Raw genomic sequence first — 16500 nt, forward strand, 5'->3', positions numbered from 1 at the left:
CAAGCTCATTTGGGACACGACCCAAGACGGACGCCTATGAACCCGAATTTTCTAGATTTCGAACAGCCGATCGCCGACCTGCAAGCCAAGATCGAAGAGTTGCGCTTGGTCGGTAATGACAATTCGCTGAATATCGGCGATGAGATCTCCCGCCTGCAGGACAAGAGCCGCACGCTGACCGAAGACATCTTCGGCAAGCTGACCAGCTGGCAGATCGCTCGCCTGGCGCGCCACCCGAAACGCCCGTACACCCTCGATTACATCGAGCACATCTTTACCGAGTTCGACGAACTGCACGGTGATCGTCACTTCTCCGACGACGCCGCCATTGTGGGTGGCGTGGCCCGTCTGGAAGACCAGCCAGTGATGGTCATCGGTCACCAGAAGGGGCGCGAAGTGCGCGAGAAGGTACGCCGTAACTTTGGCATGCCGCGTCCGGAAGGTTACCGCAAGGCTTGCCGTCTGATGGAAATGGCCGAGCGTTTCAAGATGCCGATCCTGACCTTCATCGATACCCCGGGCGCCTACCCGGGTATTGACGCCGAAGAGCGCAACCAGAGCGAGGCCATCGCCTGGAACCTGCGCGTGATGGCGCGCCTGAAAACCCCGATCATCGCCACCGTGATCGGTGAAGGTGGTTCCGGCGGTGCGTTGGCGATCGGTGTCTGCGATCAATTGAACATGCTGCAGTACTCGACCTACGCGGTGATCTCGCCGGAAGGTTGCGCTTCGATCCTGTGGAAAACCGCCGAAAAAGCGCCGGACGCTGCCGAGGCGATGGGCATCACCGCCGAGCGCCTGAAAGGTCTGGGTATCGTCGACAAGGTGATCGGCGAGCCACTGGGCGGCGCCCACCGTGATCCGGCCGCTGCTGCTGCCTCGATCCGTGCCGAACTGAGCTCGCAACTGGCGATGCTGAAGAAGTTCGACAACGAAGCGCTGCTCAAGCGCCGTTACGATCGTCTGATGAGCTACGGTCTCTAAGTCGACGGCGCAGTAACCCTGTAGGAGCTGCCGCAGGCTGTGATCTTTTGATCTTGATACAGCAAAATCAAAAGATCGCAGCCTGCGGCAGCTCCTACAGGTTTTTTAAGAAGCGACCTTCTCTATGAATCCTTCGAAGAGTGATTTGCCGTCGCGGCTTATGTCGAGCCTTGAGCCTTGGTGCAACGCCGCTCAGTGGCGCATCGCCTTCTCCGGTGGTCTGGACTCCACCGTCCTCCTGCATCTGCTTGCGCATCTCGCTAAACACCATTCCCTGCCGGCGCTCAGCGCCATCCATATCCACCACGGCCTCCAGGCTGCGGCCGATGCGTGGCCGGCGCATTGTCAGTCGGTCTGCGATGCGCTGGGCGTTCCCTTACAGGTTGTTCGGGTGACTGTGCAACCCGGCGCCAGCCTGGAGCGGGCGGCGCGGGAGGCGCGTTACGCGGCGTTCATGTCGCTGACCGAAGCGGATGACGTGCTGTTGACCGGGCAGCACCGTGATGATCAGGCCGAAACCCTGTTGTTTCGCCTGATGCGCGGTGCCGGCGTCCGCGGACTTTCGGCGATGCCGGCGCAGCGGCCGTTGGGGCAGGGCACGCTGTTGCGGCCTCTTCTCGATGTCTCGCGTGCCGAGCTTGAGGCGTACGCCCGTGCGCATCAGTTGCACTGGATCGAAGACCCGTCAAACCAGGATCGACAGTTCTCGCGCAACTATCTGCGTCATCAGGTGCTGCCGCTGCTCACCGCGCGCTGGCCGCAAGCGCAGGCGAGCATGGCGCGCAGCGCGGCGCACCTGCGTGAGGCGCAAGGCCTGCTCGATGAGCTGGCGCAGCTCGATCTGGCACACGCCGCCACGCCGAGCGGGTTGCCATGGCTGGCCCTGCCGTCGCTGGAGTTGGCGCCGCTGGCGAAGTTGTCCGCCGCTCGTCAGCGCAATGCACTCAGCCACTGGCTCGAACCGCTGACCCGCCTGCCCGATACTGACCATTGGTCGGGTTGGGACAACCTGTGCGGCGCTGCCGGCGATGCATCCCCGGTCTGGCGTCTGGCCGATGGCGAGGTCCATCGCAGCGCCGGTCGGATATGGTGGTTGAGCGGCGACTGGCTGTGTGTGCCAGCGGCCAGCGTTGACTGGCATGACCCGTCGACGCCGCTACGCTTGGCGAATAACGGGCGTGTCATGTTCAGCGGGCAGACTCCCATCGGGCCGTTGCGGATTGGCTATCGACAGGGCGGCGAAGTCATGCACCTGGCCGATCGCGGGCACCGCGATCTCAAGCGCCTGCTCAATGAGCGCGCGCTGCCGGGCTTCGTCCGTGGCAGATTGCCGCTGCTGTTTCGCGGCGCAGAATTGCTCGCCGTGGCGAACCTGCCGGGCCTTGACGGGCAGGGGCCGGACGGCTGGAAATTGCATTGGCAGCCAACAGACGAAGATCAAGGTTTGAGATGAAAGGGGCATTCCGGTAGACTACGCTCCCTTCTTGATACAACTTCTGTGGATTCGCCTGAATTGCAGGAGTTGCCGATTACCAAGCAGTCTTTGCTGGGCGATTCCAAAAAATGTGTAGCGAGCAACGTACCGGTGTTTCATCTGCCGGTCTGTCCCAACGCGGCGGTTTTTTTGAAAGGTGCACTGTGATTAATGCAGGTGATCGGGGGCTTCGGCCTTCCTTCGCTTTCCCCGGCGGCTCGTACCGCTTTAACGCAGACTTCTAGGGTTTTTCATGACGCGCTACATATTCGTCACGGGCGGTGTTGTTTCTTCATTGGGGAAAGGCATTGCCTCGGCTTCATTGGCGGCCATCCTGGAGGCGCGGGGGCTTAAGGTCACCATGCTTAAGCTGGATCCGTACATCAACGTCGACCCGGGCACCATGAGCCCGTTCCAGCACGGTGAAGTGTTCGTCACCCACGACGGCGCCGAGACCGACCTGGACCTGGGCCATTACGAGCGGTTCATCCGCACGACCATGACCCAGAACAACAACTTCACCACCGGCCGTGTCTACGAGCACGTGCTGCGCAAAGAGCGCCGTGGTGACTACCTGGGTGCAACCATCCAGGTGATTCCGCACATCACCGACGAAATCAAGCGTCGCATCATCAAGGGTGCCGGCGATGCCGACGTGGCCCTGGTGGAAATCGGCGGTACCGTGGGCGACATCGAGTCGCAACCGTTCCTCGAAGCCATCCGTCAACTGCGCGTGGAAGTCGGTTCCAAGCGCGCGATGCTGATGCACCTGACCCTGGTTCCGTACATCGCCACCGCTGGCGAAACCAAGACCAAGCCAACCCAGCACTCGGTTAAAGAGCTGCGCTCGATCGGCTTGCAGCCAGACGTGCTGATCTGCCGCTCCGACCATCCGGTGGATGTGTCGTCGCGTCGCAAGATCGCGCTGTTCACCAACGTTGAAGAACGTGCGGTGATCTCCCTGGAAGACGTCGACACCATCTACAAGATCCCGGCCGTGCTGCACGCCCAGGGTCTGGACGATTTCGTCGTCGAGCGTTTCGGCCTGCAATGCAATGGCGCCGACCTGTCCGAGTGGGAAAAGGTTGTCGATGCCAAGCTCAATCCTGAGCACGAAGTGACCATCGCGATGGTCGGCAAGTACATGGAGCTGCTGGACGCCTACAAGTCGCTGATCGAAGCGATGAGTCACGCCGGCATCACCAACCGTACCAAGGTCAACCTGCGTTACATCGATTCCGAAGACATCGAGAACCAGGGCACTGCGCTGCTCGAAGGTGTCGACGCGATCCTCGTCCCGGGCGGCTTCGGTCTGCGCGGCGTGGAAGGCAAGATCACGGCCGTTCAGTACGCTCGTGAGAACAAGGTTCCATACCTGGGCATCTGCCTGGGCATGCAAGTGGCGGTCATCGAGTTCGCCCGTAACGTGCTGGGCTGGAAAGATGCCAACTCCACCGAGTTCGATCGCGCCAGCGGCCATCCGGTCGTGGGTCTGATCACCGAGTGGGAAGATGCCACCGGCGCGGTTGAAGTGCGTACCGAAGCGTCCGATCTGGGCGGCACCATGCGCCTCGGCGCTCAGGAATGCCTGCTCGAAGCCGGCTCCAAAGTGCACGACTGCTATGGCAAGGACGTGATTGTTGAACGTCACCGTCACCGCTACGAAGTGAACAACAACCTGCTGCCACAGATCATCGAGGCCGGCCTGAAAATCTCCGGTCGCTCCGCTGACGCCGCGCTGGTTGAAGTGGTTGAAGCACCGGATCATCCATGGTTCGTCGCTTGCCAGTTCCACCCGGAGTTCACCTCGACGCCTCGTGACGGTCACCCGCTGTTCAGCGGTTTCGTAAAAGCAGCGTTGGCTCAACACCAGAAGAAGGCGTAACCCGATGGCACAGAAGATCATCCGCGTCGGCGACATCGAGATTGCCAACGACAAACCCATGGTGCTGTTCGGCGGCATGAACGTGCTGGAAAGCCGCGACATGGCCATGCAGGTTTGCGAGGAGTACGTGAAGGTCACCGAGAAGCTCGGTATCCCTTACGTGTTCAAGGCCAGCTTCGACAAGGCCAACCGCTCTTCTGTGACCTCGTATCGCGGCCCTGGCCTGGAAGAAGGCATGCGCATCTTCCAGGACATCAAGCAAGCCTTCGGCGTGCCGATCATCACCGACGTCCACGAGCCTGATCAGGCCGCGGTCGTCGCTGAAGTCTGCGACATCATCCAGCTGCCGGCCTTCCTGTCGCGTCAGACCGATCTGGTCGTCGCGATGGCCAAGACCAACGCGGTGATCAACATCAAGAAAGCCCAGTTCCTCGCGCCTCAGGAAATGAAACACATCCTGAACAAGTGCGTGGAAGCGGGTAACGATCAATTGATCCTCTGCGAGCGCGGTTCGAGCTTCGGCTACAACAACCTCGTGGTCGACATGCTCGGCTTCGGCATCATGAAGCAGTTTGAATACCCGGTATTCTTCGACGTGACCCACTCGCTGCAAATGCCTGGCGGTCGTTCCGACTCCGCCGGCGGTCGCCGCGCCCAGGTCACCGATCTGGCCAAGGCAGGCATGAGCCAGTCGCTGGCCGGTCTGTTCCTTGAAGCGCATCCGGATCCGGACAACGCCAAATGCGACGGCCCTTGCGCCTTGCGTCTGGACAAACTGGAGCCATTCCTGGCCCAGCTCAAAGCCCTGGACGAACTGGTGAAGAGTTTTCCGACGGTAGAAACCGCGTAAACCTCAATTCTCCGGTAAAGTACCGCACGATTTGTCGCACATGCCCTCGGGCATGTGCGTTGTCGTCTGCAAGCTGCCCGCTGCACACCACTTGCCGACGGTAAAAAGATTTCCTCTAGCTGCGTCGTTTTCGTCAACTTTGGAGTGTTTACAACAATGGCAAAAATCGTCGACATCAAAGGTCGTGAAGTTCTCGACTCCCGTGGCAATCCCACCGTGGAAGCGGACGTGCTTCTCGACAACGGCATCATCGGCAGCGCCTGCGCGCCGTCCGGTGCATCCACTGGCTCGCGTGAAGCGCTCGAGCTGCGTGATGGCGACAAGAGCCGTTACCTGGGCAAAGGTGTGCTCAAGGCGGTAGCCAACATCAACGGTCCGATCCGCGATCTGCTGCTGGGCACTGACCCAAGCGACCAGAAAGCCCTCGACCACGCGATGATCAAGCTCGACGGTACCGAAAACAAGGCAACCCTGGGCGCCAACGCCATCCTCGCCGTGTCCCTGGCTGCGGCCAAGGCGGCTGCACAGGACCAGGATCTGCCACTGTACGCCCACATCGCCAACCTGAACGGCACTCCGGGTGTGTACTCGATGCCGGTGCCGATGATGAACATCATCAACGGTGGCGAGCATGCCGATAACAACGTCGACATCCAGGAATTCATGGTGCAGCCGGTTGGCGCCAAGACCTTCTCGGAAGGTCTGCGCATGGGCACCGAGATTTTCCATCACCTCAAAGCCGTGCTGAAGGCCCGTGGCCTGAGCACCGCCGTTGGCGACGAAGGCGGTTTCGCACCGAACCTGGCATCCAACGAAGACGCGTTGAAAGTGATCTCCGAAGCCGTGGCCAACGCCGGTTACAAGCTGGGCACCGACGTGACCCTGGCGCTGGACTGCGCTGCCAGCGAGTTCTTCGAAGACGGCAAGTACAACCTGTCCGGCGAAGGCCAGGTGTTCACCGCTGAAGGTTTCGCCGATTATCTGAAAGGCCTGACCGAACGTTATCCGATCATCTCGATCGAAGACGGTCTGGACGAGTCCGACTGGGCTGGCTGGAAGATCCTCACCGACAAGATTGGCGAGAAAACCCAACTGGTCGGCGACGACCTGTTCGTGACCAACACCAAGATCCTGAAAGAAGGCATCGATAAAAAGATCGCCAACTCGATCCTGATCAAGTTCAACCAGATCGGCACCCTGACCGAAACCCTGGAAGCCATCCAGATGGCCAAGGCCGCCGGTTACACCGCCGTGATCTCGCACCGTTCGGGCGAAACCGAAGATTCGACCATTGCCGACCTGGCCGTTGGTACCTCGGCTGGCCAGATCAAGACCGGTTCGCTGTGCCGTTCCGACCGCGTTTCCAAGTACAACCAACTGCTGCGTATCGAAGAGCAGTTGAATGGCAAAGCCAAGTACAACGGTCGCGCCGAGTTCCGCGGTTAAGCTGTAGATGGTAAAAAGACACCGGATTGTGTCGGAAAAGTCGTGACAGCGATGGATTTGCCACTAATCTGATGCCTTATATGCACAAGCCTGGATCTTCCAGGCTTCGTGCTATCAGACGTTTCAAAGTTTTCGCGTGGCTGTCTTTTTTCACTGGATACCTGATATTCGATGCGCAGTCCTTACTGGTTGTTTCTCGTTTTGCTCTTGCTGCTGGCCGGTCTGCAGTACCGCCTGTGGGTGGGCAATGGCAGTCTGGCGCAGGTCGCCGAGCTGAAGCAGCAGATTGCTGATCAGCACGCCGAGAACGAAGGCCTGCTGGAGCGCAATCGGGTGATGGATGCTGAAGTCAGCGAGTTGAAAAAAGGCATGGAGACCGTTGAAGAGCGGGCTCGCCATGAGCTGGGCATGGTCAAGGACGGTGAAACCCTTTACCAGCTCGCGCAATGATCGATTCCCTGCCGGCCTTCTGGGCCGTGATTCCTGCCGCGGGCGTCGGTGCCCGAATGGCTGCGGACCGTCCCAAGCAATACCTGCAACTGGGTGGGCGCACAATTCTTGAACACAGCCTCGGCTGTTTCCTCGATCACCCAAGCCTCAAGGGGCTGGTGGTCAGTCTTGCTGTTGATGATCCTTACTGGCCAAGTCTGGTCTGCGCAAGCGACCCGCGGATTCAGCGGGTCGAGGGTGGTGCGGAGCGTTCCGGGTCGGTGCTCAATGCCTTGCTGCATTTGCATGCGCAAGGTGCCGACGATGAAGACTGGGTGCTGGTGCACGATGCCGCGCGGCCGAATCTGAGCCGTGACGATCTGGACAAACTGCTGATTGAACTGGCGGATGATGCCGTCGGCGGTCTGTTGGCCGTGCCGGCGCGCGATACGCTGAAGCGGGTCGACAAGCACGGTCGTGTGCTCGAAACCGTGGATCGCAGCGTGATCTGGCAAGCCTATACACCACAGATGTTCCGCCTCGGTGCGCTGCATCGGGCGTTGGCTGACAGTCTGGTGGCGGATGCGGTGATTACCGATGAAGCCTCGGCAATGGAGTGGGCTGGTCTGGCACCGCGTTTGATCGAAGGGCGGGCGGACAACCTCAAAGTCACCCGGCCGGAAGATCTGGAGTGGTTGCGTCAGCGTTGGGCTAACCGCCGCTGAAAGATCAAAAGATCGCAGCCTGCGGCAGCTCCTACAGGGAGTTCGCGGTTTCCCTGTAGGAGCTGCCGCAGGCTGCGATCTTTTGCTTTTAAATTCGATACTCGGGCCGCTCGGCCAACCCTTCCTTCAAAAAATCCACCAACTTGCGCACCTTCGGCGACAAATGCCGCTGCTGCGGATACAAGGCCCACACCGCCGTATTCGGCGGCTGATGCGCCTCCAGCAGCGAAATCAGTGCCCCGCTGTGCAAATGCTCAAGCACGTAATAGTCCGGCAACTGACATAAACCGACCCCTTGCAGCGCCGCATCCAGTACCGCCTGCCCACTGTTGCAGCGCCAGTTTCCCTGAACACGTTGGGAAAATTCCCGCCCGTTCTGTTCCAGTTGCCACAGATCCGAGCTGCCGATCAGGCAATTGTGCCGGCTCAGTTCCGACAAACTGTGTGGGCGGCCATACCGTTCCACGTAGGACGGAGACGCGCACAGGTACATCCGACGCGGCGCCAGGCGAGTGGCGACCAATCGCGAATCCTGTAACCGGCCCAATCGGATCGCCAAATCCAGCCCCTCATGCACCAGGTCGAGTTGGCGATTGGTTAACTCGACGTCGACGCGCAGTTGCGGGTATTGCCCCATGAAGCGTGTCACGAGCGGCACGATGAAGCGCTCGCCATAGGCCACGGCGCAGGTCATGCGCAACATGCCTTTGGGCTCGCTGGTCAGATCGCCAACCGCGCGCAGGGCTTCTTCGCGACCGTCCTGCAGGCGTTGGCAATGCTGCAGGAAGGTTTGTCCGGCTTCGGTCAGCGTCACGCGGCGGGTACTGCGATAGAGCAGACGCGTCTGCAAGCGCTCTTCCAGTCGTACGATCTGTCGACTGATATGCGAGGAAGAAACGCCCAGACGTTCCGCAGCGGCGGTGAATTGGCTGCATTCGGCAACGGCGACGAACTCGTCAATGCCTTCCCAGCGGTTTTCCGACATTGGGATTATCCCTGTATGGCAATAATGTTTTGCTTTGGCTCGGATTATTCACCAGATCGCGCTGTACTACACTTCCGGTCTGGTTTTTTATTCAATGGATTCACTGGAGAGTCAGCATGATCAAGTCGCGCGCCGCCGTTGCCTTCGAGGCCAAGAAGCCGCTGGAAATCGTAGAAGTCGATGTGGCCATGCCCAAGGCCGGTGAAGTGTTGTTGCGCGTGGTGGCTTCCGGAGTCTGCCACACGGACGCCTACACCCTGTCCGGTGCGGATCCGGAAGGTATCTTCCCGTCGATCCTCGGCCACGAAGGTGGCGCAATCGTTGAAGCGATCGGCGAGGGCGTTACCTCGGTCGCCGTCGGTGACCACGTGATTCCGCTGTACACCCCGGAATGCGGCCAGTGCAAATTCTGTAAGTCGGGCAAGACCAACCTGTGTCAGGCGATTCGCGCTACGCAGGGCAAAGGTCTGATGCCGGACGGCACTTCGCGCTTTTCCTACAAGGGCCAAACGATTTTCCACTACATGGGTACTTCGACCTTCTCGGAATACACCGTACTGCCGGAAATCTCCGTGGCGAAAATCGCCAAGGATGCGCCACTGGAAAAGGTCTGCCTGCTCGGTTGCGGCGTGACCACCGGTATCGGTGCGGTGATTAACACCGCCAAGGTCAAGCCGGGTGACACCGTGGCGATTTTCGGTCTGGGCGGCATCGGTCTTTCGGCCGTCATTGGTGCGGTGAAAGCCAAGGCCGCGCGGATCATCGCCATCGACATCAACCCGGCCAAGTTCGAAATCGCCAAACAGTTGGGCGCCACCGATTGCGTCAATCCGAAAGATTTCGATCGTCCGATCCAGGAAGTGATCGTCGACATGACCGACGGCGGCGTCGACTTCTCCTTCGAGTGCATCGGCAACGTGCAACTTATGCGCGCAGCGTTGGAATGCTGCCACAAGGGCTGGGGCGAATCGGTGATCATCGGCGTGGCCGGTGCCGGTCAGGAAATTTCGACCCGTCCTTTCCAATTGGTGACCGGGCGCGTCTGGCGCGGTTCGGCGTTTGGCGGCGTGCGTGGCCGTACCGAGTTGCCAAGCTATGTCGACATGGCGCAAAGCGGCGAGATCCCGCTGGATACCTTCATTACCCACACCATGGGTCTGGAAGACATCAACAAGGCCTTCGACCTGATGCACGAAGGCAAGAGCATCCGCACCGTCATTCATTTCTGATCAATCGCGACGTCCCGGCTATAGAACCTTGAAAGGTTTGTAGCCGGGGCCGCGTAGGAGTCTTTACATGAGTCTGGAAAACATCTCCTGTCAGAAAAGTTTCGGCGGCTGGCACAAGCGCTATCGCCACCGTTCCGATGTGCTTGGTTGCGACATGGTGTTTGCCGTGTACCTGCCGCCGCAAGCGGAACAGGGCGGTAAGTTGCCGGTGCTTTACTGGCTGTCCGGTCTGACCTGCACCGACGAGAACTTCATGCAAAAGGCCGGCGCGATGCGCATGGCCGCCGAACTTGGCCTGATCATCGTCGCACCGGACACCAGTCCGCGCGGCCCGGATGTCCCGGGTGATCCGGATGGCGCCTGGGATTTCGGCCTCGGCGCCGGGTTCTACCTGAATGCCACGCAGGAACCATGGGCGCGGCACTATCGGATGCATGACTATGTCGTGCAGGAATTGCCTTCATTGGTTGAAGCGCATTTCCCGGCGTCGGACAAACGCAGCATCAGCGGCCATTCAATGGGCGGCCACGGCGCTTTGGTTTGTGCGCTGCGCAATCCGGGGCGTTACCAGTCGGTGTCGGCGTTTTCGCCGATCAACAATCCGATGGATTGCCCGTGGGGACAGAAGGCGTTCTCGCGCTATCTGGGCGAAGACCGTTCGAAGTGGAAAGAATGGGATGCCTGCGCGCTGATTGCCGAGGCCGGCGAAAAACTGCCGTTACTGGTCGATCAGGGTGATCGCGACGACTTCCTCGAAAACCAGCTCAAGCCCGAAGCCCTGCAACAAGCGGCAAAACAAGCGGGTCATCCGCTGACGTTGCGCCTGCAACCGGGCTACGACCACAGCTATTTCTTCATCTCAAGCTTCATAGATGACCACTTGCAGCATCACGCACGCGCCCTGCGCGGTTAATGCAGGTAGAATCACGCCCTGACAAAAATCGGGGCGTTTTTTTTATGCGTATTGGCCACGGCTACGATGTGCACCGTTTCGCTGAAGGCGATTTCATTACTCTGGGCGGCGTGCGCATTGCACACGGCTTCGGGCTGCTCGCTCACTCCGACGGTGACGTCCTGCTGCACGCCTTGAGCGATGCCTTGCTCGGCGCGGCCGCGCTGGGTGATATCGGCAAACACTTTCCGGACACCGACCCGCAATTCAAGGGCGCCGACAGCCGCGTGCTGCTGCGTCATGTGGTCGCGCTGATCCACGCCAAGGGCTGGAAAGTCGGCAACGTCGACAACACCATCGTCGCCCAGGCACCGAAAATGGCCCCGCATATCGAAGCGATGCGTGCGTTGATCGCCGCCGATCTTCAAGTTGAACTGGATCAAGTGAACGTGAAAGCTACCACCACTGAAAAGCTCGGCTTTGTCGGTCGCGAAGAAGGCATCGCCGTGCATTCCGTTGCCTTGTTGCTGCGCGCATGAACGAACTGCAACTGCTCGGCCCGCGCGCCTATGGCGAACCCCTCGGCACTGCGGTTCTGAAAGCCATCGCCGAAGATTTTCAGGTCGATGAGGTGCTCGACATCCCTTTCAGCGGTGATGGCGAACACCTGTGGATCTGGGTGGAAAAACGCGGTTTGAACACCGAAGAGGCAGCGCGGCGGATTGCCAAGGCCGCCGGTGTGCCGTTGCGCACCGTCAGTTATGCCGGGCTCAAGGATCGTCAGGCGCTGACCCGTCAGTGGTTCAGCGTGCAACTGCCGGGCAAGGCTGATCCGGATCTGTCGGCGGCGGAAAACGACACGCTGAAGATCCTCAAGACCACGCGCCACAAACGCAAGCTGCAGCGCGGCGCGCATTCGGCCAACGGCTTCACCTTGCGCCTGACCCAGTTCGCCGGCGACAAGGACGCAATCGAGCAGCGTCTGCAACTGATCGCCAGGCAAGGCATTCCCAATTATTTTGGTGCCCAGCGTTTCGGCCATGATGGCGGCAACGTCGTCGATGCGCGTGCGTGGGCGGCGCGCAAGGCGTTGCCGGAGCAACGCAATGTGCGCTCGCGATTGCTGTCGACGGCGCGCAGTTTTCTGTTCAATCAAGTGCTGGCGGCGCGGGTGGCCGATGGCACCTGGCAGCAGGCGCAAGTCGGCGATCTGCTGGCGTTCACCGACAGCCGCAGTTTTTTCCCGGCCGGTGAGGCCGAATGCAGCGATCCGCGCCTGGCGATTCTCGACCTGCACCCGACCGGCCCGCAGTGGGGCGAAGGTGACTCACCGGCCACCGGCGCTGTCCATGATCTGGAGCAGGGGATTGCTGCTCGCGAGGCGGATCTGCGCGATTGGCTGATCAATGCCGGAATGAGCCACGAACGTCGCATCCTGCGGCTGCCCATTGGCGGGTTGTCGTGGCATTATCCCCAGCCTGACATTCTGCAACTGGAATTCGTCCTCCCGGCCGGATGCTTCGCCACCGTATTGGTGCGCGAACTCGTTGATCTGGTGCCGGTGGGGCAGACGGACAGCCCATGCGTATTCTGATTTCTAACGACGATGGGGTAACCGCACCCGGTCTCGCCGCGCTTTATGCTGCGCTGGCGGATTACACCGAATGCGTGGTTATCGCCCCGGAGCAGGACAAAAGCGGCGCCAGCAGTTCGCTGACGCTCGACCGTCCGCTGCACCCGCAATACCTGGCCAATGGTTTCATCAGCCTCAACGGAACACCGACCGACTGCGTGCATCTGGGCCTCAACGGCCTGCTGGAGCGTGAACCGGACATGGTGGTTTCCGGGATCAATCTCGGTGCCAATCTGGGCGATGACGTGCTGTATTCCGGCACGGTGGCCGCCGCCCTCGAAGGGCGCTTTCTCGAGCGCCCTTCGTTTGCGTTTTCGCTGTGTTCGCGCCAGGTGGACAACCTGGCGACAGCCGCACATTTCGCGCGCAAACTGGTCGAGGCCCATGCCGGGCTGGACCTTCCACCGCGCACGGTGCTGAACGTGAACATTCCCAATCTGCCGATCGACCATATTCGTGGCATTCAACTGACCCGTCTGGGCCATCGCGCCCGCGCCGCAGCCCCCATGAAAGTGGTCGACCCGCGTGGCAAGGCCGGTTACTGGATTGCCGCTGCCGGCGATGCCGAAGACGGCGGGCCAGGTACCGACTTTCATGCAGTGATGCAGGGCTACGTTTCCATTACCCCGCTGCAGCTCGATCGCACCTTCAATGATGCCTTCAGGCATCTCGACGGCTGGCTGGAGGGACTGCGCTAATGGCTCGTGAACACGAAGACAGAATGCGCAGCGGCATCGGCATGACGTCGCAGCGTACGCGCGAACGTCTGATCCAGCGCCTCTATGAAGAAGGCCTGTCCAACGCCAAGGTGCTGGAAGTGATCCGCCGTACGCCGCGTCATCTGTTTGTCGATGAAGCGCTGGCGCACCGTGCCTATGAAGATACCGCGCTGCCGATTGGCCACAACCAGACAATCTCCCAGCCTTATATGGTGGCGCGCATGAGCGAGCTGCTGCTGGAGGCCGGGCCTTTGGACAAGGTGCTGGAAATCGGTACCGGTTCGGGCTATCAGACGGCGGTGCTGTCGCAACTGGTTGAGCGGGTGTTCTCGGTCGAGCGAATCAAGGTCCTGCAGGACCGGGCCAAGGAACGTCTGGTCGAGCTGAACTTGCGCAACGTGGTGTTCCGCTGGGGCGATGGCTGGGAAGGCTGGCCGGCGTTGGCGCCGTACAACGGCATCATCGTCACCGCCGTTGCGACCGACGTGCCGCAGGCGTTGCTCGATCAGCTGGCACCGGGCGGGCGGATGGTGATTCCGGTCGGCTCCGGAGAAGTGCAGCAACTGATGCTGATCGTGCGTGAAGAACACGGTTTTTCCCGTCACGTGCTGGGGGCGGTGCGCTTCGTGCCATTGCTCAATGGCCCGTTGGCCTGAGCATTTATTTGCGCGCGCTGAATTCCTTGCGTTGGCCTGTGTCTTACACCGGCAGCGAAGGTTTAAACGCTACGAATTGCCCAAAGGCAAACGTGTGCGTGAAGCGTTTTCGCATCTTTAACGGTAAAGCCCATTCGGCCCGTTATACTTGCGACACTACTTGCCGCGATTCGGCATTCCACATATTTAAGCCACCACAAAGGGAGCGGCGGGTGAGTCTCACAGTCATTGCGCAGCGTATGGGTAACACGAGCTTTCAGCGCCTGGTGACTGGCCTTGTATTGAGCACCTTGCTGGTCGGTTGCTCCAGCACCAAATCGAGCAACGTGCGGGTGGTCGATCGCAACAGTGCGGCGGCTCAACGTCCCGTGGTAACGACCGGGCAGTATGTAGTCCGTCCGGGTGATACGCTGTTTTCCATCGCTTTTCGCTACGGCTGGGACTACAAAGCCCTCGCGGCCCGGAACAATATTCCTACGCCGTATACGATCCACCCGGGTCAGACAATTCGCTTTGACGGCCGCACCGGCTCAACGCCGACGGCCGTGGTCAGCAACAGCAGCTCTTCGCCGTCTTCGTCGAGTAAAACCACGGTAATCCGGCGTCAGGCGAATGGCACGACGACCACTACCGTGACCGGTTCCGGCTCCGGTTCTGCGGGGGCTGCACCGTCCGTCGCGAGCAAACCGGCCCCGGCTCCGCTGCCTCCACCGGGGCCAGCCCCGACCGGCTGGGGATGGCCATCTAATGGCATTCTGATTGGAAAATTCTCTTCAAACGGTAGTTTGAATAAAGGAATTGATATCGCCGGAGATTTGGGACAGCCTGTTTTAGCTGCGTCTGATGGGACGGTGGTTTACGCCGGGAGTGGCTTAAGGGGCTACGGCGAATTAGTCATCATCAAACACAGCGAAACCTACGTCAGTGCCTACGGACATAACCGCAGGCTGTTGGTACGGGAGGGGCAGCAGGTCAAGGTCGGACAGACAATTGCCGAAATGGGGTCAACGGGTACAGACCGGGTGAAACTGCATTTTGAGATTCGCCGACAAGGTAAACCTGTAGATCCGCTGCAGTTCCTGCCCAGACGTTGATTTGAGGCCAGCCTGTTCCGTCGCGTAGAGGGGACAGGCTCCAGCGCTGCCAAGGATAAAGGCGTCGCTTGAGCTTGGGGTCGAACTCACCAAAGGACTATAACAATGGCTCTCAGTAAAGAAGTGCCGGAGTTTGACATCGACGATGAGGTTCTCCTTATGGAGGCCGGCATCGATTCGGAATCTTCGATGTCGAATGATGAAGGGGCTGCTCCACCTTCCGTTCGTTCCAAATCCAAACACTCCGCTTCACTTAAACAACACAAGTACATCGACTACACTCGGGCACTCGATGCCACGCAGCTGTATCTCAACGAAATCGGCTTTTCACCACTGCTCTCCCCGGAGGAAGAAGTTCATTTTGCGCGTCTGTCGCAAAGTGGCGACCCTGCCGGGCGCAAGCGCATGATTGAAAGTAACCTGCGGCTGGTCGTGAAGATTGCCCGGCGTTATGTCAATCGGGGGCTGTCGCTGCTGGATCTGATCGAAGAGGGCAACCTCGGCTTGATCCGCGCGGTGGAAAAGTTCGATCCCGAGCGCGGTTTCCGCTTCTCGACCTACGCCACCTGGTGGATTCGTCAGACCATCGAGCGTGCGATCATGAATCAGACCCGGACCATCCGGCTGCCGATCCATGTGGTCAAGGAGCTCAACGTGTACCTGCGGGCGGCACGCGAGCTGACGCAAAAGCTCGATCACGAACCTTCACCCGAAGAAATCGCCAACCTGCTGGAAAAACCGGTGGGCGAGGTCAAGCGCATGCTCGGCCTGAACGAGCGGGTTTCTTCGGTCGATGTCTCGCTGGGTCCGGATTCGGATAAAACCCTGCTGGACACCCTGACGGATGACCGTCCGACCGATCCATGCGAACTGCTGCAGGATGACGACCTGTCGCAGAGCATTGATCAATGGCTCTCGGAACTGACCGACAAGCAGCGTGAGGTGGTCGTTCGCCGCTTTGGCCTGCGCGGCCATGAGAGCAGTACGCTGGAGGATGTCGGCCTGGAAATCGGCCTGACCCGCGAACGGGTGCGGCAGATCCAGGTAGAGGGCCTCAAGCGCCTTCGTGAAATCCTTGAGAAGAATGGCCTGTCGAGCGAGTCGCTGTTTCAGTAAGCGCCTCTGAGAACCATCCATAAAAGCCCCGAATGGTTCGGGGCTTTTTTATTGCCTGAAATCTCTCCCTGTAGGAGCTGCCGAAGGCTGCGATCTTTTGATTTTGATCTTTAAAGCCAGATCAAAAGATCGCGGCCTTCGGCAGTTCCTACAGATACAGAGGAAAGGGCTGGGATTTGTAGTCTCGCGGCGTAAGCCTTGGCTTACTCTTTCGTAAGCGTTCCCTATTTTTGCAGGACGGCAGACGTCGATTGCTTCCCGACAATAAACATAACCTACTGATTCATATACTTATTTTTTAATGTGAAGGACTTATTTCAGTACTTTCCAGCCTTAAAGGCCGATTGCTCTCGGCAGGGAACTCTCTAATATCAGCACTGTGT

16 protein-coding genes are annotated in these 16500 nt (G+C 59.7%); 15 read left to right on the forward strand and 1 reads right to left on the reverse strand.

Features of this window, described 5'->3' with window-relative positions:
* The first annotated feature begins 36 nt into the window (after positions 1–36).
* The 7 genes from AC193Q_RS25835 (at position 37) to ispD (ending at position 7793) form a co-directional block, all read left to right on the forward strand.
* Positions 37–984, forward strand: coding sequence for an acetyl-CoA carboxylase carboxyltransferase subunit alpha (locus tag AC193Q_RS25835; RefSeq protein ID WP_041072320.1), 948 nt, complete (start codon positions 37–39; stop codon positions 982–984).
* Between the two features lie 124 nt (positions 985–1108).
* A complete protein-coding gene (gene tilS / locus AC193Q_RS25840; RefSeq protein WP_121184026.1) occupies positions 1109–2437 on the forward strand; it encodes a tRNA lysidine(34) synthetase TilS in 1329 nt (442 codons plus the stop codon).
* Positions 2438–2711: 274 nt separating this feature from the next.
* Entirely contained in the window at positions 2712–4343 is a 1632-nt protein-coding gene (locus AC193Q_RS25845) for a CTP synthase (RefSeq protein ID WP_003222153.1), read from the forward strand.
* Positions 4344–4347: 4 nt separating this feature from the next.
* Positions 4348–5193 carry a 3-deoxy-8-phosphooctulonate synthase gene (gene kdsA, locus AC193Q_RS25850; protein ID WP_007954807.1) on the forward strand — a complete coding sequence of 282 codons (846 nt, stop codon included), beginning with the start codon at positions 4348–4350 and terminating at the stop codon, positions 5191–5193.
* Positions 5194–5349: 156 nt separating this feature from the next.
* Positions 5350–6639, forward strand: a complete 1290-nt coding sequence (gene eno, locus AC193Q_RS25855; protein ID WP_041072316.1) for a phosphopyruvate hydratase — start codon at positions 5350–5352, stop codon at positions 6637–6639.
* A gap of 171 nt (positions 6640–6810) precedes the next feature.
* Complete coding sequence (gene ftsB, locus AC193Q_RS25860; protein ID WP_007964293.1) at positions 6811–7089, forward strand: cell division protein FtsB; 279 nt, start codon at positions 6811–6813, stop codon at positions 7087–7089.
* Positions 7086–7793 (forward strand): 2-C-methyl-D-erythritol 4-phosphate cytidylyltransferase, encoded by a 708-nt coding sequence (gene ispD / locus AC193Q_RS25865; RefSeq protein ID WP_121184029.1) that lies wholly within the window; start codon positions 7086–7088, stop codon positions 7791–7793. The genes ftsB and ispD overlap by 4 nt, the downstream gene beginning before the upstream one ends.
* Positions 7794–7881: 88 nt before the next feature.
* Here the strand turns inward: ispD and AC193Q_RS25870 are convergent, their stop codons facing one another.
* The gene (locus tag AC193Q_RS25870) at positions 7882–8778 is read right to left on the reverse strand and encodes a LysR substrate-binding domain-containing protein (RefSeq protein WP_047291896.1); all 897 of its coding nucleotides are present in this window, start codon (positions 8776–8778) and stop codon (positions 7882–7884) included.
* A 116-nt stretch (positions 8779–8894) separates the two neighbouring features.
* Here AC193Q_RS25870 and AC193Q_RS25875 point away from each other — a divergent pair, with 116 nt between their 5' ends.
* From AC193Q_RS25875 to rpoS, 8 genes are all read left to right on the forward strand, one after another.
* On the forward strand, positions 8895–10007 hold the full coding sequence (locus tag AC193Q_RS25875; RefSeq protein ID WP_027611042.1) for an S-(hydroxymethyl)glutathione dehydrogenase/class III alcohol dehydrogenase: 1113 nt from the start codon (positions 8895–8897) through the stop codon (positions 10005–10007).
* 67 nt (positions 10008–10074) lie between these two features.
* The gene (fghA, locus tag AC193Q_RS25880; RefSeq protein ID WP_095667386.1) at positions 10075–10920 is read left to right on the forward strand and encodes an S-formylglutathione hydrolase; all 846 of its coding nucleotides are present in this window, start codon (positions 10075–10077) and stop codon (positions 10918–10920) included.
* 44 nt (positions 10921–10964) lie between these two features.
* Positions 10965–11438 carry a 2-C-methyl-D-erythritol 2,4-cyclodiphosphate synthase gene (gene ispF, locus AC193Q_RS25885; RefSeq protein WP_027611044.1) on the forward strand — a complete coding sequence of 158 codons (474 nt, stop codon included), beginning with the start codon at positions 10965–10967 and terminating at the stop codon, positions 11436–11438.
* Positions 11435–12493: a tRNA pseudouridine(13) synthase TruD gene (truD, locus tag AC193Q_RS25890; RefSeq protein ID WP_047291903.1), complete on the forward strand. Its 1059-nt coding sequence runs from the start codon at positions 11435–11437 to the stop codon at positions 12491–12493. Before ispF ends, truD begins: the two co-directional genes overlap by 4 nt.
* The gene (gene surE / locus AC193Q_RS25895) at positions 12481–13230 is read left to right on the forward strand and encodes a 5'/3'-nucleotidase SurE (protein ID WP_041072306.1); all 750 of its coding nucleotides are present in this window, start codon (positions 12481–12483) and stop codon (positions 13228–13230) included. The genes truD and surE overlap by 13 nt, the downstream gene beginning before the upstream one ends.
* Positions 13231–13271: 41 nt before the next feature.
* Positions 13272–13907, forward strand: coding sequence for a protein-L-isoaspartate(D-aspartate) O-methyltransferase (locus AC193Q_RS25900; protein WP_169841266.1), 636 nt, complete (start codon positions 13272–13274; stop codon positions 13905–13907).
* 212 nt (positions 13908–14119) lie between these two features.
* Positions 14120–15001, forward strand: coding sequence for a peptidoglycan DD-metalloendopeptidase family protein (locus tag AC193Q_RS25905; RefSeq protein WP_121184031.1), 882 nt, complete (start codon positions 14120–14122; stop codon positions 14999–15001).
* A gap of 105 nt (positions 15002–15106) precedes the next feature.
* The gene (rpoS, locus tag AC193Q_RS25910) at positions 15107–16117 is read left to right on the forward strand and encodes an RNA polymerase sigma factor RpoS (protein WP_016985073.1); all 1011 of its coding nucleotides are present in this window, start codon (positions 15107–15109) and stop codon (positions 16115–16117) included.
* Positions 16118–16500: the final 383 nt, after the last annotated feature.

Source organism: Pseudomonas sp. F2 (assembly GCF_057174385.1).